The organism is Dactylosporangium sp. CA-139114 (assembly GCF_050955725.1).
Classification (GTDB): Bacteria; Actinomycetota; Actinomycetes; order Mycobacteriales; family Micromonosporaceae; genus Dactylosporangium.
The window spans coordinates 7532742-7559268 of sequence record NZ_CP192080.1 but is presented as its reverse complement, the minus strand read 5'-3'; the positions used below and the strand labels follow the sequence as shown (position 1 = coordinate 7559268).

Sequence of the window (26527 nt, the reverse complement as noted above, 5' to 3'; positions counted from 1 at the left end):
GGGGGACGTGCCATCCGCGGATGACGATTCACGAATACCCTCGTGGACGATGCGCATCGCGAGCTACAACGTCGAGAACCTGTTCAACCGGGCCAAGGCGCTTGACCAGCGGACCTGGGCGGACGGGCGGCCGGTGCTGGAGGCGTTCGCGCGCGCCGGTGAGCTGCTCGAGGAGCCCGTCTACACCGACGGGATCAAGCACGAGATCCTGCGCGAGCTCACGAAGCTGGGGCTGCGGGGCGGCGACCTGGCGAAGTTCGCGCGGCTGCGGCAGAACCGGGGCCGGCTGCTGCGCCGGGCCCGCGACGGCCGGGTCGAGGTCGTCGCCGGCGGCCGCGGCGACTGGATCGGCTGGGTCGAGCTGACCACCGACCGCTGCGACGAGCAGGCGCTGCTCAACACCGCCCGGGTGATCCTCGACGTGCGCGCCGACGTGCTCGGCGTGATCGAGGCCGAGAGCCGTCACGCGCTCAAGCGGTTCACCGAGGGCGGGCTGGGCGGGTTGTACCGCCACATTCAGGTCATGGACGGCAACGACGAGCGCGGCATCGACGTCGGCATCATGTCCACCGCGGGGTTCCCGATCGCCGGGCAGCGCACCCACGTCGACGACACCGACGAGCGGGGCCGGGTGTTCAGCCGGGACTGCCCGGAGTACCACGTCGTGCTCCCCGGCCGCGCCGAGCCCCTGGTCGTGCTCGTCAACCACCTCAAGAGCAAGGGCTACGGCGGGAAGCTCGCCTCCGACGCGACCCGCCGGCGCCAGGCCGTCCGCGTCGCCGCGATCTACCGCGCCCAGGCCACCCCGTTCGTCGCCGTCGTCGGGGACCTCAACGACACCCCGGACAGCGAGCCTCTCGCGCCGCTGCTGCACGACACCGACCTGCGTGACGTGTCCGCGCATCCGGCGTTCGACGACAACGGCCGGCCCGGCACCTACGGCTCCTGCACCGCGCGGAACAAGCTCGACTACGTGCTGCTGTCCCCGGCGCTGTGGGCGGCGACGACCGGCGGCGGCATCCTGCGCAAGGGCGTGTGGGGCGGGCGCAACGGGGTGCTGTGGCCCATCTACGACACCATGACGAAGGCGGTGCACGCCGGCTCGGACCACGCGGCCATCTACGCCGATATCGACCTCGACAAATTGTGATGACATATTCGGTGAAATCTCTGCCCAAGGTAGCGGAGACATTGCTGCGCGTGACAATCTTGGGATCGGAGCAGGACGTCATTCGGGGGTCGGATGCGGAGGGGAGATGACGGCTACTGCGGCGTCGACGAGCCTCGCCTCCGGCGAGCCCCCCATCAACTTCGCCGCCCACCAGCTGCGGGCCGGCAACCTCGCCGGTGCTCGTGACGACTTCGAGCAGATGCTCGCCATGCTGCTTGCCGCGATCCACCCGGGTGCGCGGGCGATCAGCGCCAACCCCGGCGACTGGGGCATCGACATCCTGCTCGGCGAGCTGTCCGGGCTGGTGGTGATCTGGCAGTCGAAGTACTTCTGGCCGATCGTGACCCGCTCGCACCAGGGCCAGATCCGGGAGTCGTTCGACTCCGCGGTCGCCGCGGCGGCGCGCCACGGCTACCGGCTCGCGCAGTGGGTGCTGTGCGTGCCCGCGAGCATGGACGCGCCCACCGCCCAGTGGTGGGACAACTGGCGGGCGCGGCGGCAGCGCGAGACCGGGGTGCAGATCGAGCTGTGGCACGAGAACGTGCTGCGCAACCTGCTCGTCAAGCCCGACTGCGCGCACGTGCGCCGGCACTTCTACGACCCCTACGCCGCGCCTTCGGGGCCGGTGGCGCCACCACGGGTACCGCTGCACGATCTGGATCCCGAGCACGCCTCGGCGCTGGAGGGCGCGCTCTTCGTGCGCCAGCTGCGGGCCGCCGGGCACACCGAGGTCGGCGCGGCCAAGCGGGAGTACTTCAACGCCGACCTGCTCGCCCGGGAGATCCTCGACAAGCGGGTGCCCGCGGAGCTCGACGCGCTCGACGAGGCCGACGGTCTCGTGCACGGCATCTGGGAAGGGCAGTTCAACTCCTTCGTCGTGCGGTGGCCCCGCGACGCGGCGCTGCCGGGGCTGCACGCCTCGGTGATGCGCGAGATCCGCTCGACCGGCGGGTTCCCCCTGGCGCTCAACGCCGTCCACCGGTGCGGTCTCATGCACCGGGTGGTCGAGCAGCGGCGGGCGGGCTGGGTCCGGCACTGGCGGGAGCTGCTGTGAACCCCGACGAGTTCGCGGTGTTCCGCCGGGCGCGGCTCCTGCTGGTGCTGCTCGCGGCCGGGGAGCCGCTCGACGCCGAGCGGCTCGGCGCCTACGAGTTCCTCGCCGGGCAGCCGCTGCTGGTCGCGCGCGCCGAGGACGACCCGGACCGCACCGCGCTGCGCCTGGCCGGGTTCGACGACCGCACGGTCGCCTACGCCAGCCCCGCCCAGCGGTACGTCACCGCGCAGCTCGGCCTCGGCAAGGATCTCGCCGCGCTCGTCGCGCAGGGGCTCGTCGCGGTGACGGCCGCCGGGCGGGTCACCTATCGCCTGACGGAAGAGGGAGCGACCATGGCCGGGCGATTCACGGCGATGTATGCTCAGTCATACATCACAGCGGTACGTATCGTCATCCGCCGCCTGCGGCGCCTGAGTGGTCGTAAGCTTCGAGAGAACCTGCGGCAGTGGCTTCTCCCCGTCCCAGTCAAGGACGTGCCATGATCGGCTTGCGCAGCCAGGGCATCCGGATCAGGCGACTGCGCCTGCACGGCGACGACCGCGACTACGACGTCGACTTCCGCGCCTCCGACGACACCCCGCGGCCGCTGTCGGTCCTCGCGGGCGCGTTCAGCACCGGCAAGACCACGATCCTGGAGTTCGTCGACTACTGCCTCGGCGCCAACGACCATCCCCGGCACCCGGAGATCACGCCGAAGGTCAAGTCCGCGACGCTGGAGGTCGAGCTCTCCGGTTCGCCGTACCTCATCGAGCGCGCCGTCGGCGAGCCCTCGATGTTCGCCTACGTGCGCGCGGGCCGCCTCGACGAGCCCGGCGCCGCCCCGCGCGTGCGCCACACCCTGCGCCCCGCCGGCCACCCCGGCAGCCTGTCGAGCCTGCTGCTCTCGCACTGCAAGCTCCAGGGCGTGCGCCTCTCCCTCGACACCGCGACCGAGCCGCACGACCCGCTGAGCTTCCGCGACCTGATGTGGCTGTGCTTCCTGCCCAACGAGCGCCTCGACGGCAAGGACCTGCTCTTCGAGAGCGTGCCGGTCAAGCACCTCAAGCTGCGCCAGGTCGTCGACGTGGTCTTCGACGTGCACGACGACCACACCGTCGAGATCGGCCGGCGCATCCGCGCCGTCGAGACCGAGCTGGCCGCGGCCCGCACCGCCTACCGGGCCGCCGAGCAGCTCGTCGAGGACCAGCACGTCGGCTCCCGCCGCGACCTGGAGGCCCTGGAACAGTCGGCCAAGGACGAGCTGGCCGCGTGCGCCCAGGCGCTGGCGGCCCTGGACGCCCGGGCGAGGGCCGCGACCGCCTTCGCCGCCGAGCTGCGCGAACGCCACCGCGACGCCGCCCGGGCCGCGCTGGCCGCCGCCGAGGAGCTGCGCGACCGCGAGACCCAGCTCCAGCGCATGATCCCGCTGCGCGGCAGCTACGCCGACGACGTGTCGAAGTGGACGATGCTCGCCGAGGCCGACCGCCTCTTCGAGACCGGCGCGGGAGCGTGTGCCTCCTGCGGCGCCGCGCTCGTCGCGGCCGACGAGCGCTGCCCCGCCTGCCGCTTCCCGGTCGGCCCCGTCGACGTCTCGGCCGAGCTGCGCTCGGCCAAGACCCGCCTCGCCGAGCTGACCCGGCACATCGAGGACCTGGAGCGGGAGATCCCCGGGCTGCGCGCGGCCGCGTCGCGCGCCCAGGACGCCGAGTCGCGGGCCGCCGCCGAGGTGGACGCGGCGACGTCGCACGCCGTGACCCCGTTGCTGGCCGAGCGCGACGCGATCGCCCACCGCCGCGAGGAGGCGGCCGCGGTGCGGCAACGCGCGGCCGACGGTCTGCGGCTGGTGCAGAGCCTGGAGCGGCGGGCGAACGCCATCCTGCAGATGATGGACCAGCTGGAGGCGGACCGCGAGGAGCTGGGCGCGGCCGGCACCCAGGCCCGGCGCGCGGACCGCTCGGCCGTGGTGCGCCGGGTGAGCGAGCGCTACCGGACGATCCTCGCCGAGTTCCGCTACCCGAAGCTCGCCGACGCCTACCTCGCCGAGGACCTGACGCCCTACGTGCGCGGCGAGCCGTACACGACCGCGTCCTCGGGCGGCCGCGTGCTCATCACCCTGGCCTGGCAGCTGGCGATGTTCGAGACGGCGTGGGAGACCCGCTCGTCGCACCCCGGGTTCCTGCTGCTGGACAGCCCGCAGAAGAACCTCGGCGCGCTGGGCGACCTGGAGGACGGCCGGACCATCGAGCGGATCTACAGCCACCTCGAGGCCTGGCTGGCGGGCCGGGGCGTGGGCGCGCAGATCGTGGTGGCGGACAACGCACCGCCCCCGACGGCGGCCGCCGACGTGATCGTGCGCTACTCCCGCCGGCCCGACCAGCCGCCGTACGGCCTCATCGACGACGACTTCTGAGCCGGCCGGTCAGGCGCCCTTGCGGGTCGCGACGATCACGGTGCCGACGCGCTCGACGCCGTCGTGCTTGATCACGTCGTACCGCTCGATCGCCGAGGCCTCGTCCACGCCCGCCCACAGCACCTGCACCCGCAGCGTCTGACCCTTGACGGTCGTGTACGTGCACGTGGTGTCGTCGTCGCGGTGGGCGGTCGCCGGCCGCTTGCCCAGGCGCTCGGCGACGCCGGCGGCGGGGAGCACCGCGCACGGGTCGGGCCGGTCGACGGCGCCGCCGAGGGGGCCGGGCGGCTGCTCGACGGGGCGGATGCGGTACCACGCCAGGCCCTCCCCGTCCGCGACGAGCACCGCCGAGCCGCGCTGGGGCACCGCGTCGGCCGGGAGCATGGTCGCGAAGGGCGCGGAGACGCCGTGCTCGCCGACGCCCGACACCGCCGTGAACGGGGCCGGCTGCGGGGCGGGGCCGACCGCGTAGAGCCGGCCGCCCTCGCGCACCAGCGCCCGCGTGGTCCGGTCCGCGCGCCAGCGCTCGTGCCCGTCGGCCAGCGCGAACGCCTCGAGCGCGCCGTCGGTGCGGTCGGTGCTGCCCCCGGACTGCGCGACGATCGCCACGCCGCCCTCGACGGCCAGGTCGCAGAACTCGGCGCAGCCGTCGCCGTCGCGCTGGACGAGCCGCGTGCCGTCCGGGCCGAAGAGCTGGAACGTCCGCGCCCCCCGCACCAGCGTCGCGCCGTCGCGGACCAGCAGGCCCAGCCCGCCGTCGTCGGCGTCCGGGTCGATCGTGGTCCGCGAGCGCAACGCCCCCGTGCGCGCGTCGCGGATCTCGAGGCGGTCCTCGAGCCGGTCGTCCTCGGTGCAGGCCAGCCGCAGCGCGGTCGTGCGGCCGTCGCCCGCCGTGGCGCGCAGGTCGCAGCCCTCGGGCAGCTCGGCGCTCCACAGCCGCCCGCCGTCGCCGGCCGCGACCGCGTTGATCGTGCCCGCGCCGGGCGCGCCGCGGGTCGCGACCGTGGCGGAGTCCTCGTCGGTGTGCCCGACGCGGGAGCGGCCCACGTCCCCGGTCTGCTGGTCCCCGGTCTTCTGGTCCCCGGTCTGCTGGCCGGCTGCCTTCGTGCCGCGGTCGTCGGGGGTCGGCTGGGCGTTGCCGTGCATGGTGCGGGCCGCGGCGCTCGGCTCCGGCGTCTTCGCCGCGGACTTGGAGGCCTTCGGCTTCGGCGTCGCGGTCGCGGCCGGAGACTTGGCGGCGTGCGGGCCCCACGTCGCCTCCGGGGTCGCGCCCCGGCGTGACGCACCGGGAGCCGCGGACCTGCCGGTCTTCGGCGCGTCGCGGCTGTCGGCCCACCGCGTCGGCGACGCATGCTCGGCCGGCTCGCCGACCAGCAGGGCCGGGCCGGCGGCCATGGCCTCGGTCCGGGCGGTCAGCGGCATGCGCCAGCGCACCGTGCCCGTGCGGGTGGCGAGGGCCATCAGCTCGGCCTTCTTCGTGTCGCGGTGGTAGGTGTTGACCAGCACCGAACCCGCGCCGAGGTCGCTTTGGGACCACAGCACCGTGCCGTACTCGGCGGACGTGTCCAGCTTGCGGCGCCAGCGCACCGTGCCGGTGTGGGCGTCGATGCCGGTCAGCTCCGTGCCGGCGTCCGCCTGGGTCACGATGATGTCGGCGGTCGGGTCGTACCCCACCAGGTCGCGGGCGGTCGTCGCGAACGTGGCCCCGCGCACCAGGTCGCCGGCGCGCAGGTCGGCGCGGCTCGTCGTCGCGGTCTCGAACGAGGGGGAGACGGGCGGCTCGGGATGGGCGGCGACGCTGGCGGTCAGCACCGCCGCCGGTACGACCAGCAAACCCGCCGCGGCATACGGCCTCACGACATCCCCCGCTCTTCGACATGCGCCTCAAAGACGCTAAATGCGGATATTTCCGGACATGGGTAGCGACGCGGCGGGTTCACCGCTCGCGGTACTTTCCCGACATGTCATGATTTAGCACCGCAAAGGCCGTCACTGGCGAAAATGCGAATCGTTCGATGCGCCCGGCCTCGCTTTTGCGTCCTGCCCGCGCTGCCCGCTGGCTGCGTGGCCTGCCCGCGCTGCCCGCGCTGGCTGCGCTGGCTGCGCTGGCTGCGCTGGCTGCGCTGGCTGCCTTGCCCCGGTCGCGCTGCCGGCGGTGCGTGCGCATGCTGCCGTGCTGCCCGCGCGTGGCGTGCCTGCTGCGCGCTGCCCGCGGTGCGTGCGCTGCTCGCTGCTCGCGGGTCGCGTCCGCGCTGCCCGTGGTGCGTGCGCTGCTCGCGGGTCGCGTCCGCGCTGCCCGTGGTGCGTGCGCTGCTCGCGGGTCGCGTCCGCGCTGCCCGTGGTGCGTGCGCTGCTCGCGGGTCGCGTCCGCGCTGCCCGTGGTGCGTGCGCTGCTCGCGGGTCGCGTCCGCGCTGCCCGTGGTGCGTGCGCTGCTCGCGGGTCGCGTCCGCGCTGCCCGTGGTGCGTGCGCTGCTCGCGGGTCGCGTCCGCGCTGCCCGTGGTGCGTGCGCTGCTCGCGGGTCGCGTCCGCGCTGCCCGTGGTGCGTGCGCTGCTCGCGGGTCGCGTCCGCGCTGCCCGTGGTGCGTGCGCTGCTCGCGGGTCGCGTCCGCGCTGCCCGTGGTGCGTGCGCTGCTCGCGGGTCGCGTCCGCGCTGCCCGTGGTGCGTGCGCTGCTCGTGGGTCGCGTCCGCGCTGCCCGTGGTGCGTGCGCTGCTCGTGGGTCGCGTCCGCGCTGCCCGTGGTGCGTGCGCTGCTCGTGGGTCGCGTCCGCGCTGCCCGTGGTGCGTGCGCTGCTCGTGGGTCGCGTCCGCGCTGCCCGTGGTGCGTGCGCTGCTCGCGGGTCGCGTCCGCGCTGCCCGTGGTGCGTGCGCTGCTCGCGGGTCGCGTCCGCGCTGCCCGCGGTGCGTGCGCTGCTCGCGGGTCGCGTCCGCGCTGCCCGCGGTGCGTGCGCTGCTCGCGGGTCGCGTCCGCGCTGCCCGCGGTGCGTGCGCTGCTCGCGGGTCGCGTCCGCGCTGCCCGCGGTGCGTGCGCTGCTCGCGGGTCGCGTCCGCGCTGCCCGTGCTGCCCGTATGCGCTGCCCGCTGCCCGCTGCCCGCGGCGGGTGCGTGCGGGTCGCGTCCGCGCTGCCTATGCCGCCGTGCTGCCCGTGCTGCCGGGCGCCTGCTGCCCGTGGTGCGTGCGCTGCCTGCGCTGCCCATGCCGCCGTGCTACCCGCATGCGCTGCCCGCTGCCGCCCGGCGTGCGTTGCCCGCGCGTGGCGTGCCCCGCTGCCCGCGTGCGCTTCCGGTGCGCGACGGCCGAGTTCGACGGCGGCCCCAGCGCCCGCGTGTTCCGGCCGAAGGCCTTCGCGCGACGCCTGCGCGAGCTGCTCCCGCCCGCGTTGAGCCTCGGCCCGCCACGCGTGCTGGGCCCGATTCCGTGACGCGTGGCTGGGCCCGATTCCGTCACATGTACAGGTCGACGCCCTTGCCGTCGGTCACGTTGGCCGCGACCTGCACGTTGTGCTTGGTGCCCATCAGCTGGCTCAGCGTGTCGGCCTGGGCGTTGACCTGGGCCTGGCGGGTCGCCGGGTCGACCGGGGTGCCCGCGGCGGGCATGCTGAACGTGATCGCGTCGCCGATGCGCATGCGGTGTCCTCCGTGACGTGAACGAGCACTGGTCCCCCTGCCATCGGCCGGGAGGCCAGCGCTCGTGAGGATTTTCAGCGCGCGGGGGCCTGATCGGCGACGGCGCGGTCGGCGCGCTCGAGCCGCAGCTGGGCCGCGAGGGCCACGAGGGCGGCCAGGATGATCGCGCCGCCGTAGAGCAGCACCGTGGTGAGCAGGCCCAGGGGCGCCACCAGCTGGCCGGCGACGATCGCGGGGACACCGAAGCTGAGGTACGCCACCAGGAACACGGCCGCGAAGAGCGCCGCGCGCTGGTGCGCCCCGGCGAGGGGGCCGACCGCCCGCAGCGCGCCCGAGAACGTGGCGCCGAAGCCCGCGCCGCCGATCAGGCCGCCGACCCACAGCAGGGGCAGCGTGCCCGTCGCGATGCCGGCGAGCACGATCGCGGTGCCGGCCAGCACGGCGACGGTGCCGGTGCGCACGACGCGGCGGGCCGGGCGGCGGCTGAGCACGTACGCGGCCGTGGCGGCGCTCGCCGGCGGGATGAACGCGGTGACGCCGTTGAGCAGGCCGCTGGAGTGGTGGAACACGTCGCGCAGGATGCTCGGCGACAGGCCCATGAACAGGCCCGCGAGCATCCAGGAGGCCAGGTGTGCCGGGGCGGCGGCCAGGAAGTCGGGCCGGGCGGCCCGCGGCACCGAGACGTGCGGCCTCAGCGCGGCCAGGGCGCCCGGGCGGCGGCTGACGGTCTCGGCGGACAGCAGCGCGGTCAGGGTGCCCACGGCCATGATGACGGTGAGGCTGCTGAACACGATGAGGTTCGCCCGGTGCGTGAACTGCACGGCGGCGCCGGTGAGCAGCGCGCCGAGGCCCAGCCCGCCCGCGGGGGCGACGGCGCCGAGGGTGCCGCCGAGCCGCTTGTGCCGCTCGGGGGCCAGCTCGACCAGGGCCGCCGTGAACGCGCTGCTGGCCGCGCCGGTCGCGACGCCCTGCACGACGCGGGCGGCGATCACCCAGCCGATGTTCGGGGCGAAGACGAACATGAGCATCGCCGCGACCTCGACGGCCAGGGCGGCGACGAGCACCGGGCGGCGGCCGACGTGGTCGGACAGGGAGCCGACCACGACGAGCGAGGCGAGCAGGCCGAACGCGTAGGCCGCGAAGGCGACCGTGAGCACCCACGGGGCGAAGCCCCACTCGCGCTCGAAGAGCACGAGCAGCGGGGTCGGGGCACCGGCGGCGAGGTACAGGGACGCGAAGGCCAGGGCGGCGCCGGTGAAGGCCACGGCCGGCGGAAGGGTGCGCCGGGCGGGCGTGACGGCCGGGCGGGCGAGTGTTGCGGTAGACATCGCGCGACTCCTAAAGCAAAGGTCTTTGCGTTACGCTGAAAGTACGCCCGAAGCGCCCAGTTAAAGCAAAGAACTTTGCATTAGTAAGGAGGGTCACACCGTGTCCGCTCCCGTGCGCCGCACCGGTGGGCGCAGCGCCGCCGTGCTGGCCTCGATCCGCCACGCCGTCGAGGAGCTCGTCCGCGAGCGCGGCGCCGAGAAGGTGACGATTCCCCTCGTGGCCGAGCGCGCCGGGGTCAACCCGACGAGCGTGTACCGCCGCTGGGGCGACGCCGCCGCGCTGCTCAACGACATCGCGACCTATCGCCTGGACCCCGACCGGGAGCTCCCGCGCTCCGGCGACCTGCGCGCCGACCTCATCGCCTGGGCCCGCGAGGTCGTCGAGCACTACCGCAAGCCGATCAACGCCGCCCTCCTGCGCGGGGGCAGCGCGTCGGCCGGCGAGCAGGAGACCGAGTGCCTGCGCAACCGCCGCGCCGAGGCCCTCGTCATCATGGGCGAGCCCGCGGCGCTGGACGCCGACGAGATCATCGACGGGATCGTCGCGCCCATCGTGTACCGCGCGATCTACCTCCCGTGGACGCTGGACGATGATCTGCCGGTCCGCCTGGTCGACAAGGTCCTCCCGGCCTAGCGTGGGTGGCATGAGTCGCCCACACCTGATCCCCGGCCCCGACCACCCGATCACCGTCACGCCCGCCGACGTGCGGGTCGTCGTCCGCTCCGGCGAGCACGTCATCGCCGACACCACCAACGCCCTGGCCCTGCAGGAGTCGACCTACCCCGTGGCCTACTACGTGCCGCTCGACGACGTCGACCAGCGGTTCCTCCAGCGCACGGACCACAGCACCTACTGCCCGTTCAAGGGCGACGCCTCCTACTACTCGGTCGTCACGCCCGAGGGCACCGTGGACAACGCGGTCTGGAGCTACGAGACGCCCTACGAGGCCGTCGCGCCGATCGCCAAGCGTGTCGCCTTCTACACGGACCGTCTCGAGGTCACGGTCGTGTCGGGTTCCTGACGTAAACCCGCCAGCCCTCCGTGTACGTCTATCCCTCGGGAACGCGCCCGGACATTGCGGGCAATACCGTTCGGGGGTTTTGCAGTCCGGCCCCCGGTCGGTACCGTTCGCGAACGGGGAGGGCACAACACATGTGGAGTCGTCGCAAGATGCTGGCCGCGGGCGCGGGAGTGGCCGCGGCCGCCGCGCTCGCCGCGTGCAATGACGGGAACAAGGGCAAGGCCGCCTGGAGCGGTGGCGGCGGCGCCTCACCCGGCACGGAGGCCGGCGGCGGGGGAGGCGGGGGCGCCCCCGCGACGCTCACCATCACGCCCGCGGCCGACACCAAGGACGTGTCGCCGACGAGCCAGGTGACGGTCGCCATCGACAACGGCACGCTGAACACGGTCACCGTCGCGGCCGGGAACAAGAACCTCGACGGCAAGCTCTCCGAGGACAAGAGGACCTGGACGTCGAGCGGCACCCTGGCCTACGGGCAGACCTACACGGTCACCGTCGCCGGGGCCGGCGCGGACGGCAAGGACGTCAGCCAGACCGCGAGCTTCACCACGCTGCAGCCCAAGGCCGTCGCGAACATCACGTTCCAGGCCAACCCGATGGCCGCGCTAAAGAACGGCGGCACCTACGGCGTCGGGCAGCCCGTGATCGTCTTCTTCAACAAGGCCGTCAAGAACCAGGACGCCGCCGAGCAGGCGATGAAGGTCACCACCTCGCCGCCGGTCGAGGGCAAGTGGCACTGGGTGACCAACCAGAGCGCGCACTGGCGGCCGGAGAAGTACTGGGCCAAGGGCACCACGGTCAAGGTCAGCGTCAACCTGCTCGGCGTCGACCTCGGCAACGGCACCTTCGGCGGCGGCAACGCCAGCGCCAATTTCTCCATCGGGCCGTCGCGCATCGCGATCGCGGACTCCAACACGCACCAGATGGAGTGCTACATCGACGGGCAGATGGTCAAGAAGATCCCGATCAGCATGGGCAAGGGCGGCACGACCACCGGCTCCAAGGGCGAGACCATCGACTTCTTCACCCGCTCCGGCGTGCACGTGCTGATGACGAAGGAGCCGATCGTCACGATGAGCTCCGCCAGCTACGGCATCACGGACAAGAAGAACCCGAACTACTACGAGGAGCAGATCAAGCTCGCGTGCCGGATCTCGCTCTCGGGTGAATACGTGCACTCGGCCGACTGGAACATCCCGTCGCAGGGCAAGGCGAACACCTCGCACGGGTGCGTGAACGTGGCGCCGGCCAACGCGCAGTGGTTCTACGACACCTTCGACACGGGCGACGTCGTCGAGGTGCGCAACACGCCCAAGAACCTGCCCCTGACCGACGGCATCGGCGACTGGAACGTGCCCTGGCACCAGTGGTGACCGCGTCCCGTCACAGGCCGGCGGCGACGGGACCGGTGGTGGCCGCGTCCCGTCACCAGCCGCCGGCGACGCGCAGCGTCCTGCCCGTCGCGTAGGAACGTGCCGCCGGGCTACCGGTCCGCGGGGGCCGTGGGCGGCGTGCCGGCGCCGAACGGGCGCCCGCCGAGGCGGTCGCGGCCATGCGGCTCCTGCCAGCCGCTCAGGTCGGGGCCCAGCGGCACGACGCCGCTCGGGTTGATGTCGCGGTGGACCTCGTAGTAGTGGCGCTTGATGTGCTCGAAGTTCACCGTGTCGCCGAAGCCGGGGGTCTGGAACAGGTCCCGCGCGTAGGCCCACAGCACCGGCATCTCGCTGAGCTTCTGCCGGTTGCACTTGAAGTGGCCGTGGTAGACGGGGTCGAACCGGACCAGGGTGGTGAACAGGCGCACGTCGGCCTCGGTGATCGTGTCGCCGACGAGGTACCGCTGCCCCCGCAGCCGCTCCGAGAGCCAGTCGAGGCGCGCGAACAGGCGCTCGTACGCGGCCTCGTAGGCCTCCTGGGAACCGGCGAAGCCCGCGCGGTACACCCCGTTGTTGACGTCCTTGAACACGAGCTCCATGACCTCGTCGAGCTCGTCGCGCAGCGGCTCGGGGTAGAGGTCGGGCGCGCCCTCGCGGTGGTAGGCCCGCCACTGCGTCGACAGGTCCAGCGTCAGCGGCGCGTAGTCGTTGGTGACGACCTGGCCGGAGGGGACGTCGACGATCGCGGGCACGGTGATGCCGCGCTCGTAGCCGGGGAAGCGCTTGAAGTACGCCTCCTGGATCCGCTCGATGCCGAGCACCGGGTCGCGGCCGCCGGGGTCGAGGTCGAAGGTCCAGCTGCGGGCGTCGTGCGTGGGTCCGCACACGCCCATGGACAGCACGTCCTCGAGCCCCAGCAGCCGGCGCACGATGATGGCCCGGCTGGCCCACGGGCACGCGCGGCTCACGACGAGCCGGTAGCGCCCCGGCTCGACCGGCCACCCGTCCCGCCCGTCGGCGGTGATGCGGTCGCCGATGTACCGCGAGTCGCGCTTGAACTCCCCGTCCGCCCGGTATGCGTTCACCGTCCCATTAGACCAGCTGCGGGTAGAGCGCCGCCGGGTCGGCGGACAGGCCGCGCTTGACGGTGCGCGTGATCTCGTCGGCGAGCACCTCGAACGCGCCCTCCTCGACGCCGTCGAGCGCCTGCCGCGCGACGTCCTGGGCGGTGACCTTGGGCCCGTCGATGTCCGCGGTCATGTCGGTGTCGATGTACCCCACGTGCAGCCCCGTCACCGTCGTGCCCTGCGGCGCCAGCTCGAGGCGGAACGCGTTGGTCGCCTGCCAGACGGCCGCCTTGCTGGCGCTGTACGAGGTGCCCTGGGAGATCCAGCTCAGCACCGAATGCACGTCGAGCACGTGGCCGCCGCCGTTGGCCGCGAGCACCGGGGCGAACGCGCGGGTCACGTTGATCGTGCCGTAGAAGTTCGTCTCGAACTCGCGGCGGATGTCGTCGAGGTCGCCGTGCAGCACGCTGGCCCGGGTCGAGATGCCGGCGTTGTTGACGAGCACGGTCACGTCGGAGGCCTCGGCCGCGGCGCGCCGTACCGAATCCGGATCCGTGACGTCGAGGGCCAGCGGCACGGCGCCGGGGATGCTCACCGACCTCGGGTCGCGGGCCGCCGCGTAGACCTTGCTCGCGCCCCGGGCCAGGGCCTCCTCCACGAATGCCCGCCCCAGCCCCCGGTTGCCGCCCGTGACCAGCACGACCTCGTTGCGCATCGCCGTACCCCTTCGCCGTTGCGGAAACCGATCGGTTTCCGATGTGGCCCCTACGGTAGAACGATCGGTTTCCGGATGGGTAGACTGTGTCGTGTGACCTCCATCGCCTCCCCCCGTGAGCGGCTGCTGCGGGCCGCGGCCGAGCTGTTCTACGCCGAGGGCGCGGCCACGGTCGGCGTCGAGCGGCTGTGCAAGGCCGCGGGCGTGTCGAAGCGGTCGATGTACCAGCTGTTCGCCACCAAGGACGAGGTGATCGCCGAGAGCCTGCGCGAGTACGGGCCGGCGACCGTCGCGGGGTACTTCCCCGATCCCGCCGCCGACATGCCGCCGCGCGAGCGCATCCTGCACGTCTTCGCCCGGCTGGAGGAGCGCTCCGGCACCGGGTCCTTCCACGGGTGCCCGTTCGTGAACACTGCCGTGGAGCTGCACGACCCGGCGCACGCGGCGGCCCTCGTGGCGCTGTCCTGCAAAGAACGCCTGGAGTCGTACTTCCAGCAGCACGCGACCGCCCTCGGCGCGAGCGACCCGCAGTTGCTGGCCGCCCAGCTCACGATGCTCTTCGACGGCGCCTCGGTGCGGGCCGTCATGCGCGGCGAGCCCCTGGGCGGGCTGGCCCTGCGCGCGGCCGCGCAGCTGCTCGACGCGGCCACATGACCTCGGAGGTCATCGACACGATGACGCCCGGCCGGTCATGATCGGGGGCATGAACGGATACGCGATGGCCCACCTGCACGGCCACAGCAGCCACGACGACGTGCTGGAATACCTCGAGCGCATCCAGGGCACCCTGGACCCCTTCGGCGGCCGGTTCCTCGTGCACGGCCCCCCGGTCGAGGTCCGCGAGGGCGAGTGGCCCGGCACCGTGGTCATCATCGAGTTCCCGACCCTGGACGCGGCCCGGTCCTGGTACGACTCCCCGGCCTACCAGGAGATCCTGCACCTGCGCACGGACCACATCGCCGGGTCGGCGATCCTCTTCGAGGGCGTGCGCGACGGCCACGACCCGGCGAAGATGGCCGCCGCGATCCGCGCCGCCCGCTGAGGCCACGCCCTGCCGCTGCACAAGCTTCCGGGGAGCAAGGCGCGGGTCAGGCGTTCCCCGCCTTCGGGTCCCCCAGGAGCACGGGCTGCGGGATGTCGGCGCGGGCGGTGCCCAGCGCGGCCCCCATGAACTGGCGGTAGACGGCCGCGGGCAGGGTCGCGCCGGTGACGGGCGCCCCGGACCGGTCGAGCAGCGGCCGCTCCTCGGCCTTGTTGCCGACCCACACCGCGACCGCGACCTGCGGCGCGAAGCCGGCCGCGGTGGCGTGCGCGGTCTTGCTCAGGTCGCCGTTGAAGGGCCAGTCGCCGACCGCGAGCGACGTCTGCCGCCCGTCGGCGAGCCGCCCGGCCGGCTGCTGGGCGAGGGACCACGCCACGTTGCGCGCGATCGCCTCGTCCACGCCGGCGTCGGCGAGCTCGGTGGCCCGGTAGGTGGTCTTGCTGCCGCTGGTCACCGCCGCGATGAGGTGCGCCTTGGCCCGCTTGCCGTCACCGGCGAGCGTCGCCATGACGTTCGCCTGGTCGCTCAGCGTCATCGGGTACTGCCCGTAGCCGAGCTCGGTGGCGAAGTACTTGGGCGACAGCGCGTCCCCGGGCCCGTCGAGCCGGATCGCCGCGGCCTTGCCGTCCACGGTGGCCCAGAGGGTGCCCGCCCCGAGCGCCCGGGCCATGTCGAGGACCTTGCCCGCCCCGACCTTCTCGGTCACCCCGAACAGGGGCACCCGCAGCCCGTCGCGCTGGGCCTCCAGCAGCGTGCACGACGCCTTGCCGCCCGGGCACCGGTGCACGTCGCGCACCGGGTTGCCACGCTTGGCCGTGCGGCCCGACGCCGGGTAGTCCATCTCCGCCGGCGCCTGCCACCGCGACTGCAGCGAGATCCCGGCCTTGAGCGCCGCGGCCACCGTGATCGGCGCGAAGACGTTGCCCGGCGGGTGCGCGCCGGCGTAGTCGGTCGCGGCCGCGCGGTCGTTGCCGTAGTAGGCCAGGACCCGCCCGGTGAGCGGCTGGACCGCGACCGCGCCGGCCGCCAGCGTGGCGGGCTGGCCGCTCATCGCCGCGCCGACGGCGCCGAGCAGCGACCCCTGCAGCCGGCGGTCGATGGTGGTGGAGATCCGGGCGCCGGCGGCGTTCAGCCCGAGCGTCGCGAACTCGTCGAGCACGCGCTGCTCGACGAGGCCCTCGCTGCCGTCCGGGCGCAGCGCCTTGTGCCGCTTGGTCGCGTCCTCGGCGGTGCGGGTGGTGCCCTCGGGGAAGACGACCCCGGCCCCGCCGCCGCTCATGCGCCCGCGGATCTCCTCGAACCGCCTGCGGGCCGCGTCGGCGTGCACGGTCGGGTCGTAGGCGCCGTCGCCGGGCGAGTCCAGCTGCGCGGCGAGCACGACGGCCTCGCCGGGGGAGAGGGTCGCGGCCGGCTTGTCGTAGTAGGCCTGCGCGGCCGCCTCGATGCCGTAGGCGAGGCGCCCGAAGTACATCGTGTTGAGGTAGCGGTCGAGGATGACGTCGCGGCCGTGCTGCCGCTCGAGCCGGCTCGCGACCGCCAGGAGCCGCGCCGTGCCGATCCGGGGATCGTCGAGAACCTTCCGGGTGTACTGCACGCTGAGGTCCGTTGGCCGGCCGAACCAGTGCCCGTCCCGGAAGCCGGGGTCCTGGGCGGCGATGACGGCTTCGGGGACGTACTGCGGCAGCCGCGCGGTGTCGATCGGCACCTGGTCGTCCTTGCCGGTGCGGGCCATGAGCGTGCCGTCGGAGTACAGGATCTCCGTCGACCCGCCCGGCTCCGGCAGCGGCGGCACCGCGACACTGCCGGTGTAGATCCCGGCGGCCGCGGCGGCCCCGCCGAGCAGCACCACGACGATCGCGGCCCCGGCGAGCATCCGTCTTCTATTCATCTGCGTCAGTCCTCCCCATGGACGGACGCATCGTACGCGGTCGTTCTAGGACAGACAGCTCTCCATGGCGTCATACAAGGCGTTGCCGCGGTCGTGCCCGGCCAGGTGCCGTGTCACGTAGGCCATCCGGTAGCCGTCCGGGTCGGCGAGGCGCCCGCCGCCCGAGGAGCCGCCGATGCCGCCCATGCCGATCCAGTCCCCGTCGCGGCGCAAGCCCAGCGTCCAGGTCGCGTCCTCCTCCAGCAGCCGGTCGACGCCCTCGGCCTGCGGCGCGAGCATCTCGGCCAGCACCTCGGCGGGCAGCAGCCGGGGGAGGGCCTGGTAGAGGCCGGCCAGCCCGCGGGCGGTCGCGTGCAGGTTCACGGCCGGCAGCTCGCCGCCGCGCCAGGCGTCGCCGTTGAGCACCGCGGTGTCGAGCAGCCCCGCGGGGTTGCCGAGCGCGCGGGCCCACAGGTCGCCGTGGCCGTGCACCGACGCCTCTGGCCAGCCCGGGTCGCCGAACTCCATGTCGGCGCAGCGGCCCCGCTCGGCCGCCGGCACCCCGAAGTGCACGTCGTGCCCGAAGCCGCGGACCACCTCGCCGACCGTCTCGCCGGTCGCGCCGCGCAGGATCGCGCCGAGAATGTTGCCGTACGTCAGCGCGTGCTCGCCCGCCGCCGTGCCCGGCTCCCACTCCAGCGGCGCGGCGAAGATCGCCGCGGTGCAGCGGTCCCAGTCCAGCCCCTCGTCGGCGGTCAGCGGCTCGGCGATGGCCGGCAGCCCGAGCTGGTGCGCGAGGGCGTGCCGCACGGTGCCGCGCTCGTGCCCGAACGCCGGCCAGTAGCGCGCGACCGGCTCGTCCAGCCCGATCCGCCCGTCGGCGACCCGGGCGAGCACGGCGAGGGCCGCGACCGGCTTGCCGGCCGAGAACACCGTGGCCAGGGTGCCGGCCCGCCAGGGGCGCGTGCGGGCGGCGTCGGCCCAGCCGCCCCACAGGTCGACGACGAGCTCGCCGCGGGCGTAGGCGGCGACGGAGGCGCCGGTCTCCGCGCCGGACTCGAGCAGATGCCGGAAGACGTCGGCGACGGGCTCGAAGCCCTCGGCGACGCTACCGCTGAGCAGTTCATCCACGGACGCGGACGGTACCGCGCCGCGGCTCGTCGCACCGCTGATTTCCACCGCGCCCGGCTTCTGCTCGCCCGCTGGCGCGCTGCCCGCTGCCCGGTGTCGGTTCGCTGTTCGGCTTCGGCGCGTTGCCCGGCTTCGGCGCGTTGTTCGGTGTCGGTTCGCTATTCGGTGTCGGCGCGCTACTCGGTGTCCGTTTTGTGGGCTTTAGTCGCTGGCCGACGTGATCGAGATGACGCGGGTGAGCGCCGCGTGCAGCTGCAGGAGCTCGTCGACCGGCATGCCAAGCTGCTTGATGATGGCCGGCGGGATCTGCTCGGCCTCGGCTCGAAGCGCCCGCCCGGTCGCGGTGAGCGTGACCTCGAGCATCCGCTCGTCGCGCTCGGCCCGCCGCCGGTGGATGAGCCCCCCGGTTTCGAGCCGCTTGAGCAGCGGCGACAGTGTGCCCGGGTCGAGCTGCAACAGTTGGCTGAGCTCTTTGACGGACAGCGGCGAGCGCTGCCACAGCGCGAGCATCACCAGGTACTGCGGGTGCGTCAGCCCCATCGGCTCCAGCAGCGGCCGGTAGAGCGCAATCACATTCCGCGAGGCGACGGCCAGCGCGAAGCAGACCTGATGCTCCAGCGCGAGCGGATCGCCCACCCTTGCGTCCTCAGTCACGTGTCCCAGCCCTTCCCGCCAAACCCCGGCGGCTGCCATACTAGCGGTACACTAACAATTGGTACCCCAACCATTAGCACGCCAAGGGAGCGTCCGACGTGTTTGGCTTGAAGCGCCGCGACCCCGCCGAGAAGAAGGACCGGCTGGGAACCTTCTTCTTCCGAATCTTCGGCCCCGCGACGGTGGAGGGCGCCATCCAGGGCTGGAGTCCTCAGGCGCGGGACCAGTACAAGAAGATGCGCGAAAACCAGCGCAGGGCAGCAGCCGAACGACGCGCAGCGGAGGACTCTGCCGCCTGACGGGCGGGTCTTTCGCGGCCACGCCCATTCCACACGGGCGACCGGCTCACCCGCCCTCGCGCCACCGATCACGCACCCGGCGGCCACGACATGTCGTCGGACCGACCGCGTAGAGGTTGCGCGCGTGCCGGATTGCCGCCGCACGGACGTCCAACGCGGCCGGCTCACCCACACCGGCGCCGCTGATCACGTAGTCGGCGGTCACAGCGGGGTGTCGGACGGGACTTCTTCGCCGGTCTCCGCCGTCTCCCATCGGCGCCGCCACCGAACCGCCGCCTGCGTCGTGTTGCTGCCTCTGCGCCTGTTGCGGTCTTCGCCGAGTCGCCGTCGCTATGGTGTGTGCCGCGTTGCTCAGGTCCGTGCTGTCGCCGTCGTTGTGGTGTCGTCGCACAGTCGCGGACGCGGCCGCTGTTGCTGTCTCGCGTTGCTCAGGTCCGTGCTGTCGCCGTCGTTGTGGCGCTGTCGCTTGTTGCCCAGCCTGATCGCCGTCGCCATCCCTGCCGACGCGCTCGGCCTGGACACATGCGCGGTGCTCGCCGCCGCCCTCGCCGCCGTAGCCGTCGCCCTCGGCGCCGCTGTCGCCGCCCCTACCGACGCGCTCGGCCTGGACACGTTCGCGATGCTCGTCGCCGTCGCCGTCGCCGCCCCTGCCGACGCGTTCGGCCTGGACACATGCGCGGTGCTCGCCGTCGTAGCCGTCGCCCTCGCCGCCGCTGTCGCCGCCCCTGGCGACGCGCTCGGCCTGGAGACGTTCGCGATGCTCGTCGCCGTCGCCGTCGCCGTCGCCGTCGCCGTGGCGTCGCGTTGCGCCCGTCCACGCCGCCGCTGCGTCGTCGTCAGGGCCAGGCTCGCGACGCTGTAGTCCCGGTCAGGCGTCAGTCCCGGTCAGGCGTCGCGTTACGCCGTCCGTGCTGTCGCGTCGGCCTTTCGCCCCGCCGTCCTCCTCCGCCGCCCGGGCTCAGCGCAACCTTCGCCGGCTGGCCTCCTGCAGCAGCGCCAGCCGAATCGCTCCGACGGCCACGACCGCCAGCGCCGTACGCCACACCACCAACCCGAACTCCACCGTCGTCACATGCCCGGCCCCGAACTTCCCCGCGACTCCGTCGAGCCCCGGCACGCTGACGATCAGGGTCATCACCGCCACGCCGGCCATCGTCGGCGCGACCCAGATCGCCCGGGGCCGCTCGAACGTCGTCCAGGCCGTCCCGACGAGCACGACCGTGGCCGTGATGAGCAGCATCGCCATCGCCACCGTGACCGGCCGGTGCCCGTCGAGCCGGCTGGCGCCGTGCAGCGCCCACCCGCTCCACTGGTCGCCGCCCGGCTGGAGCAACGTGGCGGTCCCGAAGTTCGTCTCCACGGAGACCGTGTTGTCCTCCCGAGCCCACGGCAACGCCAGCGCGAGCAGCGCCCCGATCGCCCCGATGAGCGCGACGACTCTGCTGCCAAACCCGGCAGGCGTAGGCCCCGGCGACGGCGCGACGTCGGCCGAACCAACACCGACCTCGTCAGGTGAGCTCATGCCCGTAGACCGTAGTGGCCCAGCGCCAGCCAAGTCACGGCTCCTGCCGATGCTTCCCGATCCACCCTGTGTGTGACCGCCTCGTTCACCTCTCCTTCTCGCGTCGCCACCACGACCACGAACCCGGGAATCCCGCACTGTGTCCTGCCGGCCGCACCGGGCAGAACCTCGCGCGGCTCCGGCAGCCACCGCAGCTCGCGGCCGAGGTGCGTATCCGGCTTGACCCGTGCGCCTTCGCGGATGGCGCCGATTCGCGGAAGTCCCGGATGCGACTCGAGTCCTGGTGTGGGCCGAGTTCTATGGCGACTGCAATGGCGACGGCCGCGGACGGCGTCGCTACGGAATTCGGAACCGCCGCCCGCGTGCCGTCACGTGGCCGGGGTGACAGGTTTTCGGCGCCCGGTCGCTTGGCGGTGGCCCGGATGCACTCCCGGCGTCAGGCCCTGCTGATCCGCGATCTTCTGCAACAGGCCGGTCAACTGCTCACGCTCCTCCGGCTCGAGTGCGGTGAGCATTTCGTCGTCGTGCTCGGTGGCGATGGATCGCATGTCCATCATGACCCGCTCCCCGTCGACGGTCAGATACAGCTCGTGATGTCGCCGGTCGTTGCTCCCGGTGCGTCGCTCGACCAGGCCCTTGTGGCCGAGGTTGTCGATGAGCACCACCACGCGGCTGGGCACCACGCCGAGGTCGACGGCGACCGACTGCTGGCTTCGTCCTGGCTGGCCGTTGATCATCCGCAGCAGTCCGACCTCGGTCGGTGAGAGTCCGAGTTGCTGCACGCGATCCGCGAACCGCTCCGACGCGTGTGCTCCGAGCTGCGCCAGAAGGAAGGCCGCCCCTCGTGGCCTCGTGGGTTGCCTGCCGTCCGTCATAGGGCTACCGTACACCATGAAGAACGATTCACTCAACTGAACGATTCAGTCCGGAGAAGGGAGTGCGTCATGGCTTTCACCGGTCATCCGGATCTGGCCGGCAAAGTTGCCCTGGTCGCTGGCGGGTCCCGGGGCATCGGCGCGCCACGCGCCGGACGCTCGCGGCCGATGGGGTCAGCGTCGCCGTCAACGGCCGCGACTCGTCCGCCGTCCAAAGCCGGGTCGACCCAGCCGTCCGGGCGCACAATGGGCGCCCGGCGGATCCATCGGGGCGTGATCGGCCTGGTCCTGCAGGCCGTCAGCGCGATCCTGAGCCTCGGTGTCGTGCGCGGCGGGGTCAGGTCGGGACCTCGCCTGCGAATGGCGGCCGGGTGCGCGAACGGGTCGGTGCGGTTGTCACGGACTCGTTGGGGGCAGGGCGCGCAGGAGCGGCGGGTAGAGGACCGTTGCCGAGCCCCGGGTGAAGAGCTGAGCCGGGCGGCCCCGGTCGCCGGCGGTGGAGCGGCCGGTGGGGACCACGAAGCCCGGGGTCGACGTGGCCTTGCGGTGGAAGTTCCTCGGGTCCAGCTTGGTGTTCCACACGGCCTCGTAGACCTGGCGGAGTTCGGCGATGGTGAACTCCGGCGGGCAGAAGGCGGCGGCGAGCGGGGAGTACTCGAGCTTGGCCCGGGCCCGTTCCACGCCGTCCCGCAGGATCGTCGCGTGGTCGAAAGCCAGCGCAGGCAGGCTCTCGACCGGCAGCCAGGCGGCCTCGGCGGCGTCGCTGCCCGCCGTCGGCGCCGGGGCCTCGGGGAGCAGGGCCAGATAGGCGACCGTCACCACTCTCGCGCGGGGGTCGCGGCCGGGAGAGCCGTACGTGGCCAGTTGCTCCAGGTGCGACGCCGGGTGCTGGACGCCGGTCTCCTCCGACAGTTCGCGGATGGCCGCATCCGTCAGGTCCTCGGTGTCCAGGACGAAGCCGCCCGGGAGGGCGTAGGAGCCCTCGTGCGGGGGGATGGCGCGGCGCACGAGCAGTACGCACAGGGCGTTCGCCCGGACCGTGAGCATGACCAGGTCGACCGTGACGGCGAATGACATGTATTTATCACCACGTTGACGAGAAAACCGCTGAACTTATATCGTCGCTCTGACGATAACTGAGCAGTGTAGGTGCTCCAGAGCTGGGCCGGGCGGGTGACCGTGCTGCTACTCGTTCGGTGGCGAGAGCCGGATGCTGCCGCGGGTCACCCGCGGCATGGCCCGGTGCGCTCGAGCCGATGACGCTGAGTCAGGGGAGGGAGAGGCGCCATGGCCGATGTGACACGGCGGTTGTTCTGGCGGCACCTGCGCGGGGCCCCCACCAGCTGGGTGCGGCATCACGTCAACGGGGTGGTGCGGCACGAAGGCGTGGGGCAGTCGTTCTGGTACCGGCCGTTGACCGCGGTGCTGTCGGAAGTACCCGTGGACGATCGGGAGCTGCCGTTGCTCTTTCATGCTCGTACCAGTGACTTCGCCGACGTCACCGTCCAAGCCACGGTCACCTATCGGATCAGCGTGCCGGCCACGGCGGCTGAGCGGCTGGACTTCTCCGTGGACCCCAAGGGCGGCCAGTGGCGGGCCCAGCCGCTCGACCAGGTCGCCACGCTGCTGGCGGAGCTGGCTCAGCAGCCGGCGCTCGATCTGCTCGCCCGGCTGCCGCTGACCGAGGCGCTCACGTCCGGGATCGCGCCCGTTCGGGAGGCGGTGTCGGCGGCGCTCGGGAGCGATCCGCGGCTGACCGATACCGGGGTCAGTGTCGTGTCGGCTCGGGTCGTGGCCATTCGGCCCGAGCCCGATCTCGAGCGGGCGCTGCAGACGCCCACTCGGGAGGCGGTGCAGCAGGAGGCGGACCGGGCGACGTACGCGCGGCGTGCTCGAGCCGTTGAGCAGGAGCGGGCCATCGCCGAGAACGAGCTGCAGAACAAGATCGAGCTTGCCCGGCGGGAGCAGCAGCTGGTCGAGCAGCACGGGGCGAATACGCAGCGGCAGGCCGAGCTCGATGCGGCCGCGGCGCTCGTGGCCGCGCAGGCCGAGGCGGAGCGATCGCGAGTGGCGGCGGCGGCCGAGGCGCAGGCGGACCGGCTGCGGACGCAGGCTCGTGCCGATGGGGTGCGCGCCGTCGGGTTGGCCGAGGGGGAGGCCGAGGCGGCTCGGGTGGCGGCGTATCGGGATCTGCCGCCCGCGGTGCTACAGGCGCTCGCCCTCCGGGAGCTGGCCGGGCAGCTGCCGGAGATCGGGCAGCTCACGGTCACGCCGGATGTGGTGACCGGGCTGCTCAACCGGCTCGGCAAGTAGAGGGGGTGACGGGATCGCTGCGGGGCCGAGTGAGGGGCGGCCTCGCAGCGATCGCGACGGCGGGCGAGGCGCGTGGACGAGCCGGGCCGCGCGGAACGTGGGGCCGTGCGAGAGGTGGGGCCGTGCGGGAGGTGGGGCCGTGCGGGAGGTGGGCCGCGCGGAGGGTGAGGCGGTGCGGGCGAGCGGCTGGTGCCGAAGTCCTTCGCGGCTCGGCGCCCGCCTCCCGACCGGCGAGGTCCTCCGCCACCCGGTGTGCGGACATGGAGAGGGCGGTTGACGCGAGTGGGTGACGTGGAGGGGATGGCCGACAGAGGCGGGTGACATGGAGGGAGAGGTCACGCGGGGTGGGTGACATGAAGGGGGAGGAGTCCGCGCGGAAGTCGGCTCAGGCTGGTCAGGCGGCGGGGGCCGTTGATTACGGGGAAGGGGGAAGCATGAGCACGCTCGCGCCTCGGGTGGTGATGGTGTCTCGGCGCAGTGAGCTTGACGAGTTGCTCGGCCGGCATGGGACCCGGGCCGCCGCCGACTACTACCTGCGGCAGCGGGGGCGGGATCTCGGCGAGGTCGCGGCGCGGCACGAGGCGCTGCAGGCCGCGATGACCGCGGTCGGGGCCGCGATTCCGGCCGACTGGCGGCGGGGGCACATCGACCGGGAGGATCTGCCGCGGTTCCTGTTCGGGCCCGAGGACGTTGTCATCGCCGTCGGGCAGGATGGGCTTGTCGCGAATGTGGCCAAGTACCTCGATGGGCAGCCGGTGATCGGGGTCGATCCGGAGCCGGGGCGTAATCCGGGGGTGCTCGTGCGCCATGAGGCCCGGGCGGTCGGGCGGGTGCTCAAGAGCCGTGATATCGAGCGGCGCACCATGGTGTCGGCACGGCTCGATGACGGACAGGAGTTTGCTGGGGCTCAACGAGGTGTACTTCGGGCATGTGAGTCACCAGTCCGCGCGGTACACCTTGACGACGCCGAACGGGGAGCGCGAACGGCAGTCGTCGTCCGGGGTGGTGGTCGGCAGCGGGACCGGGGCCACCGGGTGGTGCTCGTCGATCGCGCTGGAGCGGGCCGATCCGCCGGTGCTGCCGCGGCCGCAGGCGGCCGAGGTGTGCTGGTTCGTGCGGGAGGCCTGGCCGTCGCCGGCCACGGGGGCGACGCTCACCGATGGGCGGCTGGGGCCCGATGAGCGGCTGGAGCTGGCGTGTGAGGGGGAGCGGCTCGTCGTGTTCGCCGATGGGCTGGAGTCGGACCGGCTCGAACTGTCGTGGGGGCAGCGGGTGAGCATCGGCGTGGCAGAGCGGCGCCTCAACCTGGTCGTGTGAGTGCCCGGACGGCACACGGTGGTCGGGTGAGTGACCACAAGACAAGCCCGATCACAAGACGAGCCAGACCGCAGGACGAGCCAGGCCGCAAGGCGAGCCCGGCTGCGAGGCGAGCCCGGCTGCGAGGCGAGCCCGGCTGCGAGGCGAGCCCGGCTGCGAGGCGAGCCCGGCTGCGAGGCGAGCCCGGCTGCGAGGCGAGCCCGGCCGCCAAGGCGAGCGCCGTGGACGAGACCGCGGTGGTCGTGTGCGTGGCCGGTAGGCGAGCGCCGCAGGCGGCGTGTGGAAGATTAGGAGCGTGAAGACCTTCCCGCTGGGCCGGCGTAACGTCCACCGCGTCGGGTTCGGCGCCATGCAGCTGCCCGGGCGGGGTGCCTTCGGGCCGCCGCGCGATCGGGCCGAGGCGCTCGCGGTGGTGCGCCGGGCCGTGGACCTCGGCGTCGACCATATCGACACCGCGCAGTACTACGGGCCCGATGTGGCCAACGAGATTCTGCGCAGCGCGCTGTACCCGTATCCGGAGAACCTCGCCCTGGTGAGCAAGGTCGGCGCGAAGCGGGACGACAAGGGGGGCTGGCTGGCCGCGGACCGGCCGGAGGAGCTGCGCGCGGGAGTGCAGGAGAACCTGCGGGCGCTCGGCGTCGAGCGGCTGGCCGCCGTCAACCTGCGGCTGCACGCCAAGGGCGATCCCAAGGTGCTCGACGAGCAGCTCGACGCCATGATCGCGATGCGCGACGAGGGGCTGATCGAGGGCATCGGCATGAGCAACGTGGACGAGGAGCAGTTGCGGCAGGCGCTCGCGCGGACCGAGATCGTCTGCGTGCAGAACCCGTTCAACCTCGTCGATCAGCAGTCGCGGCCGGTGCTGGACCTGTGCGTCGAGCGCGGGATCGCGTTCGTGCCGTTCTTCCCGCTCGGCGCGGCCTTCGGGCGCGAGCGGGTCCTGGGGCACCCGGCGGTGAAGGCGGTCGCCGCCCGGCTCGACGCCGCCCCGGCGCAGGTCGCGCTCGCGTGGGTGCTCGCCGTCGCGCCGAACACGCTGCTGATCCCGGGCACGGCGTCGCTGGAGCACCTGGAGCAGAACATGGCCGCCGGGCTCCTGCGGCTCGACGAGGACGACCTGGCCGCGCTGGGCGCAGGCGGTACACCCGCATGAAACGAAGGCAGGTCGGGAACCTCCTCGGGCTGGCGGTGCTGAGCTATCTGAGCCGGGCGCCGATGCACCCCTACGAGCTGTCCAAGACGCTGCGTAACCACGGCGACGCGCGCAGTATCAAGTTCAACCACGGCTCGCTGTACATGGTGGTGCAGCAGCTCGCCAAGGCCGGCTTCGTGGCCGAGCAGGAGGTCAGCCGCGAGGGCGCGCGGCCGGAGCGGACCGTGTACCAGATCACCGACGCCGGCCGCGCCGAGCTGCGCGACTGGCTGCGCGAGCTGGTGGGGGAGCCGCAGCACGAGTACCCGGCGTTCGTGAGCGCGCTGTCGATGATCGCGGCGCTGAGCCCGAACGAGGTCGTGCCGCTGCTCGGCAGGCGGCTGGACGGGCTCGCGGCGCAGCGCGCCGAGGCCAGGCAGGAGATCGAGCAGGCCGAGCGGCAGGGCGTCCCCCCGTTGTTCCTCACCGAGGAGGTGTACCGCCTGAGCCTCATCGACGCCGAGGTCGCCTACGTGCGCGACCTGCTGGCCCGGATCGACGAGTGGGGGCCGATGTGGGCCGAGGCGCACGGCGAGGAGTTCAAGCCCGAATAGTTGACACTGACTAGT

General features: G+C 73.0%; 26 protein-coding genes. 15 read left to right on the top strand and 11 right to left on the bottom strand.

The window, feature by feature from the left end; all coding sequences use genetic code 11:
• Positions 1–49 precede the first annotated feature (49 nt).
• The 4 genes from ACQP2P_RS33615 to ACQP2P_RS33600 all read left to right on the top strand — a co-directional run bounded on the left by ACQP2P_RS33615 (position 50) and on the right by ACQP2P_RS33600 (position 4614).
• Entirely contained in the window at positions 50–1150 is a 1101-nt protein-coding gene (locus ACQP2P_RS33615; protein ID WP_433607740.1) for an endonuclease/exonuclease/phosphatase family protein, read from the top strand.
• 106 nt (positions 1151–1256) lie between these two features.
• A complete protein-coding gene (locus tag ACQP2P_RS33610) occupies positions 1257–2225 on the top strand; it encodes a hypothetical protein (RefSeq protein WP_433607738.1) in 969 nt (322 codons plus the stop codon).
• A complete protein-coding gene (locus tag ACQP2P_RS33605) occupies positions 2222–2707 on the top strand; it encodes a hypothetical protein (RefSeq protein ID WP_433607736.1) in 486 nt (161 codons plus the stop codon). Before ACQP2P_RS33610 ends, ACQP2P_RS33605 begins: the two co-directional genes overlap by 4 nt.
• A complete protein-coding gene (locus ACQP2P_RS33600; protein ID WP_433607734.1) occupies positions 2704–4614 on the top strand; it encodes a DNA recombination protein RecN in 1911 nt (636 codons plus the stop codon). The genes ACQP2P_RS33605 and ACQP2P_RS33600 overlap by 4 nt, the downstream gene beginning before the upstream one ends.
• A 9-nt stretch (positions 4615–4623) precedes the next feature.
• Here ACQP2P_RS33600 and ACQP2P_RS33595 read toward each other — a convergent pair whose 3' ends face one another.
• The 3 genes from ACQP2P_RS33595 to ACQP2P_RS33585 all read right to left on the bottom strand — a co-directional run bounded on the left by ACQP2P_RS33595 (position 4624) and on the right by ACQP2P_RS33585 (position 9569).
• Entirely contained in the window at positions 4624–6471 is a 1848-nt protein-coding gene (locus ACQP2P_RS33595; protein WP_433607732.1) for a PQQ-binding-like beta-propeller repeat protein, read from the bottom strand.
• A gap of 1587 nt (positions 6472–8058) precedes the next feature.
• The gene (locus tag ACQP2P_RS33590) at positions 8059–8241 is read right to left on the bottom strand and encodes a hypothetical protein (protein ID WP_350625668.1); all 183 of its coding nucleotides are present in this window, start codon (positions 8239–8241) and stop codon (positions 8059–8061) included.
• A 74-nt stretch (positions 8242–8315) separates the two neighbouring features.
• Positions 8316–9569 (bottom strand): MFS transporter, encoded by a 1254-nt coding sequence (locus ACQP2P_RS33585; RefSeq protein WP_433607730.1) that lies wholly within the window; start codon positions 9567–9569, stop codon positions 8316–8318.
• Positions 9570–9669: 100 nt separating this feature from the next.
• On the opposite strand from ACQP2P_RS33585, the gene ACQP2P_RS33580 reads away from it, so the two are divergent.
• The 3 genes from ACQP2P_RS33580 (at position 9670) to ACQP2P_RS33570 (ending at position 11964) form a co-directional block, all read left to right on the top strand.
• Positions 9670–10203, top strand: coding sequence for a TetR/AcrR family transcriptional regulator (locus ACQP2P_RS33580; protein WP_433607728.1), 534 nt, complete (start codon positions 9670–9672; stop codon positions 10201–10203).
• Positions 10204–10213: 10 nt separating this feature from the next.
• Positions 10214–10591, top strand: a complete 378-nt coding sequence (locus ACQP2P_RS33575; protein WP_433607726.1) for a DUF427 domain-containing protein — start codon at positions 10214–10216, stop codon at positions 10589–10591.
• Positions 10592–10722: 131 nt separating this feature from the next.
• A complete protein-coding gene (locus tag ACQP2P_RS33570) occupies positions 10723–11964 on the top strand; it encodes a L,D-transpeptidase (RefSeq protein ID WP_433607724.1) in 1242 nt (413 codons plus the stop codon).
• Positions 11965–12074: 110 nt separating this feature from the next.
• Here the strand turns inward: ACQP2P_RS33570 and ACQP2P_RS33565 are convergent, their stop codons facing one another.
• Positions 12075–13049, bottom strand: a complete 975-nt coding sequence (locus ACQP2P_RS33565) for a glutathione S-transferase family protein (RefSeq protein WP_433607722.1) — start codon at positions 13047–13049, stop codon at positions 12075–12077.
• Between the two features lie 7 nt (positions 13050–13056).
• Positions 13057–13746 (bottom strand): SDR family oxidoreductase, encoded by a 690-nt coding sequence (locus ACQP2P_RS33560; RefSeq protein ID WP_433607720.1) that lies wholly within the window; start codon positions 13744–13746, stop codon positions 13057–13059.
• A 93-nt stretch (positions 13747–13839) separates the two neighbouring features.
• On the opposite strand from ACQP2P_RS33560, the gene ACQP2P_RS33555 reads away from it, so the two are divergent.
• Positions 13840–14400, top strand: a complete 561-nt coding sequence (locus ACQP2P_RS33555) for a TetR/AcrR family transcriptional regulator (RefSeq protein ID WP_433607718.1) — start codon at positions 13840–13842, stop codon at positions 14398–14400.
• 49 nt (positions 14401–14449) lie between these two features.
• A complete protein-coding gene (locus tag ACQP2P_RS33550) occupies positions 14450–14788 on the top strand; it encodes a DUF1330 domain-containing protein (RefSeq protein WP_433607716.1) in 339 nt (112 codons plus the stop codon).
• A 46-nt stretch (positions 14789–14834) separates the two neighbouring features.
• Here the strand turns inward: ACQP2P_RS33550 and ACQP2P_RS33545 are convergent, their stop codons facing one another.
• The 3 genes from ACQP2P_RS33545 to ACQP2P_RS33535 form a co-directional block, all read right to left on the bottom strand.
• Positions 14835–16676, bottom strand: a complete 1842-nt coding sequence (locus ACQP2P_RS33545; protein ID WP_433607714.1) for a transglycosylase domain-containing protein — start codon at positions 16674–16676, stop codon at positions 14835–14837.
• Between the two features lie 45 nt (positions 16677–16721).
• Positions 16722–17786, bottom strand: coding sequence for a serine hydrolase domain-containing protein (locus ACQP2P_RS33540; RefSeq protein ID WP_433607712.1), 1065 nt, complete (start codon positions 17784–17786; stop codon positions 16722–16724).
• 201 nt (positions 17787–17987) lie between these two features.
• A complete protein-coding gene (locus ACQP2P_RS33535) occupies positions 17988–18422 on the bottom strand; it encodes a MarR family winged helix-turn-helix transcriptional regulator (RefSeq protein ID WP_433607710.1) in 435 nt (144 codons plus the stop codon).
• A 116-nt stretch (positions 18423–18538) separates the two neighbouring features.
• Here ACQP2P_RS33535 and ACQP2P_RS33530 point away from each other — a divergent pair, with 116 nt between their 5' ends.
• Together ACQP2P_RS33530 and ACQP2P_RS33525 are read left to right on the top strand one after the other, a co-directional pair.
• Positions 18539–18739 carry a hypothetical protein gene (locus ACQP2P_RS33530; RefSeq protein WP_433607708.1) on the top strand — a complete coding sequence of 67 codons (201 nt, stop codon included), beginning with the start codon at positions 18539–18541 and terminating at the stop codon, positions 18737–18739.
• A gap of 469 nt (positions 18740–19208) precedes the next feature.
• Positions 19209–19601, top strand: coding sequence for a hypothetical protein (locus ACQP2P_RS33525; RefSeq protein WP_433607706.1), 393 nt, complete (start codon positions 19209–19211; stop codon positions 19599–19601).
• A 96-nt stretch (positions 19602–19697) separates the two neighbouring features.
• Here the strand turns inward: ACQP2P_RS33525 and ACQP2P_RS33520 are convergent, their stop codons facing one another.
• The 3 genes from ACQP2P_RS33520 to ACQP2P_RS33510 all read right to left on the bottom strand — a co-directional run bounded on the left by ACQP2P_RS33520 (position 19698) and on the right by ACQP2P_RS33510 (position 22213).
• Positions 19698–20261: a hypothetical protein gene (locus tag ACQP2P_RS33520; RefSeq protein WP_433607704.1), complete on the bottom strand. Its 564-nt coding sequence runs from the start codon at positions 20259–20261 to the stop codon at positions 19698–19700.
• A 368-nt stretch (positions 20262–20629) separates the two neighbouring features.
• Positions 20630–21136, bottom strand: a complete 507-nt coding sequence (locus ACQP2P_RS33515; protein WP_433607702.1) for a MarR family winged helix-turn-helix transcriptional regulator — start codon at positions 21134–21136, stop codon at positions 20630–20632.
• A gap of 396 nt (positions 21137–21532) precedes the next feature.
• The gene (locus tag ACQP2P_RS33510) at positions 21533–22213 is read right to left on the bottom strand and encodes an NUDIX hydrolase (protein WP_433607700.1); all 681 of its coding nucleotides are present in this window, start codon (positions 22211–22213) and stop codon (positions 21533–21535) included.
• Positions 22214–22558: 345 nt separating this feature from the next.
• Between ACQP2P_RS33510 and ACQP2P_RS33505 the strand changes: the two genes are divergently transcribed.
• The 4 genes from ACQP2P_RS33505 (at position 22559) to ACQP2P_RS33490 (ending at position 26512) form a co-directional block, all read left to right on the top strand.
• Positions 22559–23449, top strand: coding sequence for an SPFH domain-containing protein (locus tag ACQP2P_RS33505; protein WP_433619365.1), 891 nt, complete (start codon positions 22559–22561; stop codon positions 23447–23449).
• Positions 23450–24331: 882 nt separating this feature from the next.
• Positions 24332–24766: a hypothetical protein gene (locus ACQP2P_RS33500; RefSeq protein WP_433607698.1), complete on the top strand. Its 435-nt coding sequence runs from the start codon at positions 24332–24334 to the stop codon at positions 24764–24766.
• A gap of 295 nt (positions 24767–25061) precedes the next feature.
• The gene (locus ACQP2P_RS33495) at positions 25062–25919 is read left to right on the top strand and encodes an oxidoreductase (protein ID WP_433607696.1); all 858 of its coding nucleotides are present in this window, start codon (positions 25062–25064) and stop codon (positions 25917–25919) included.
• Entirely contained in the window at positions 25916–26512 is a 597-nt protein-coding gene (locus tag ACQP2P_RS33490; RefSeq protein WP_433607694.1) for a PadR family transcriptional regulator, read from the top strand. The genes ACQP2P_RS33495 and ACQP2P_RS33490 overlap by 4 nt, the downstream gene beginning before the upstream one ends.
• Positions 26513–26527 lie beyond the last annotated feature (15 nt).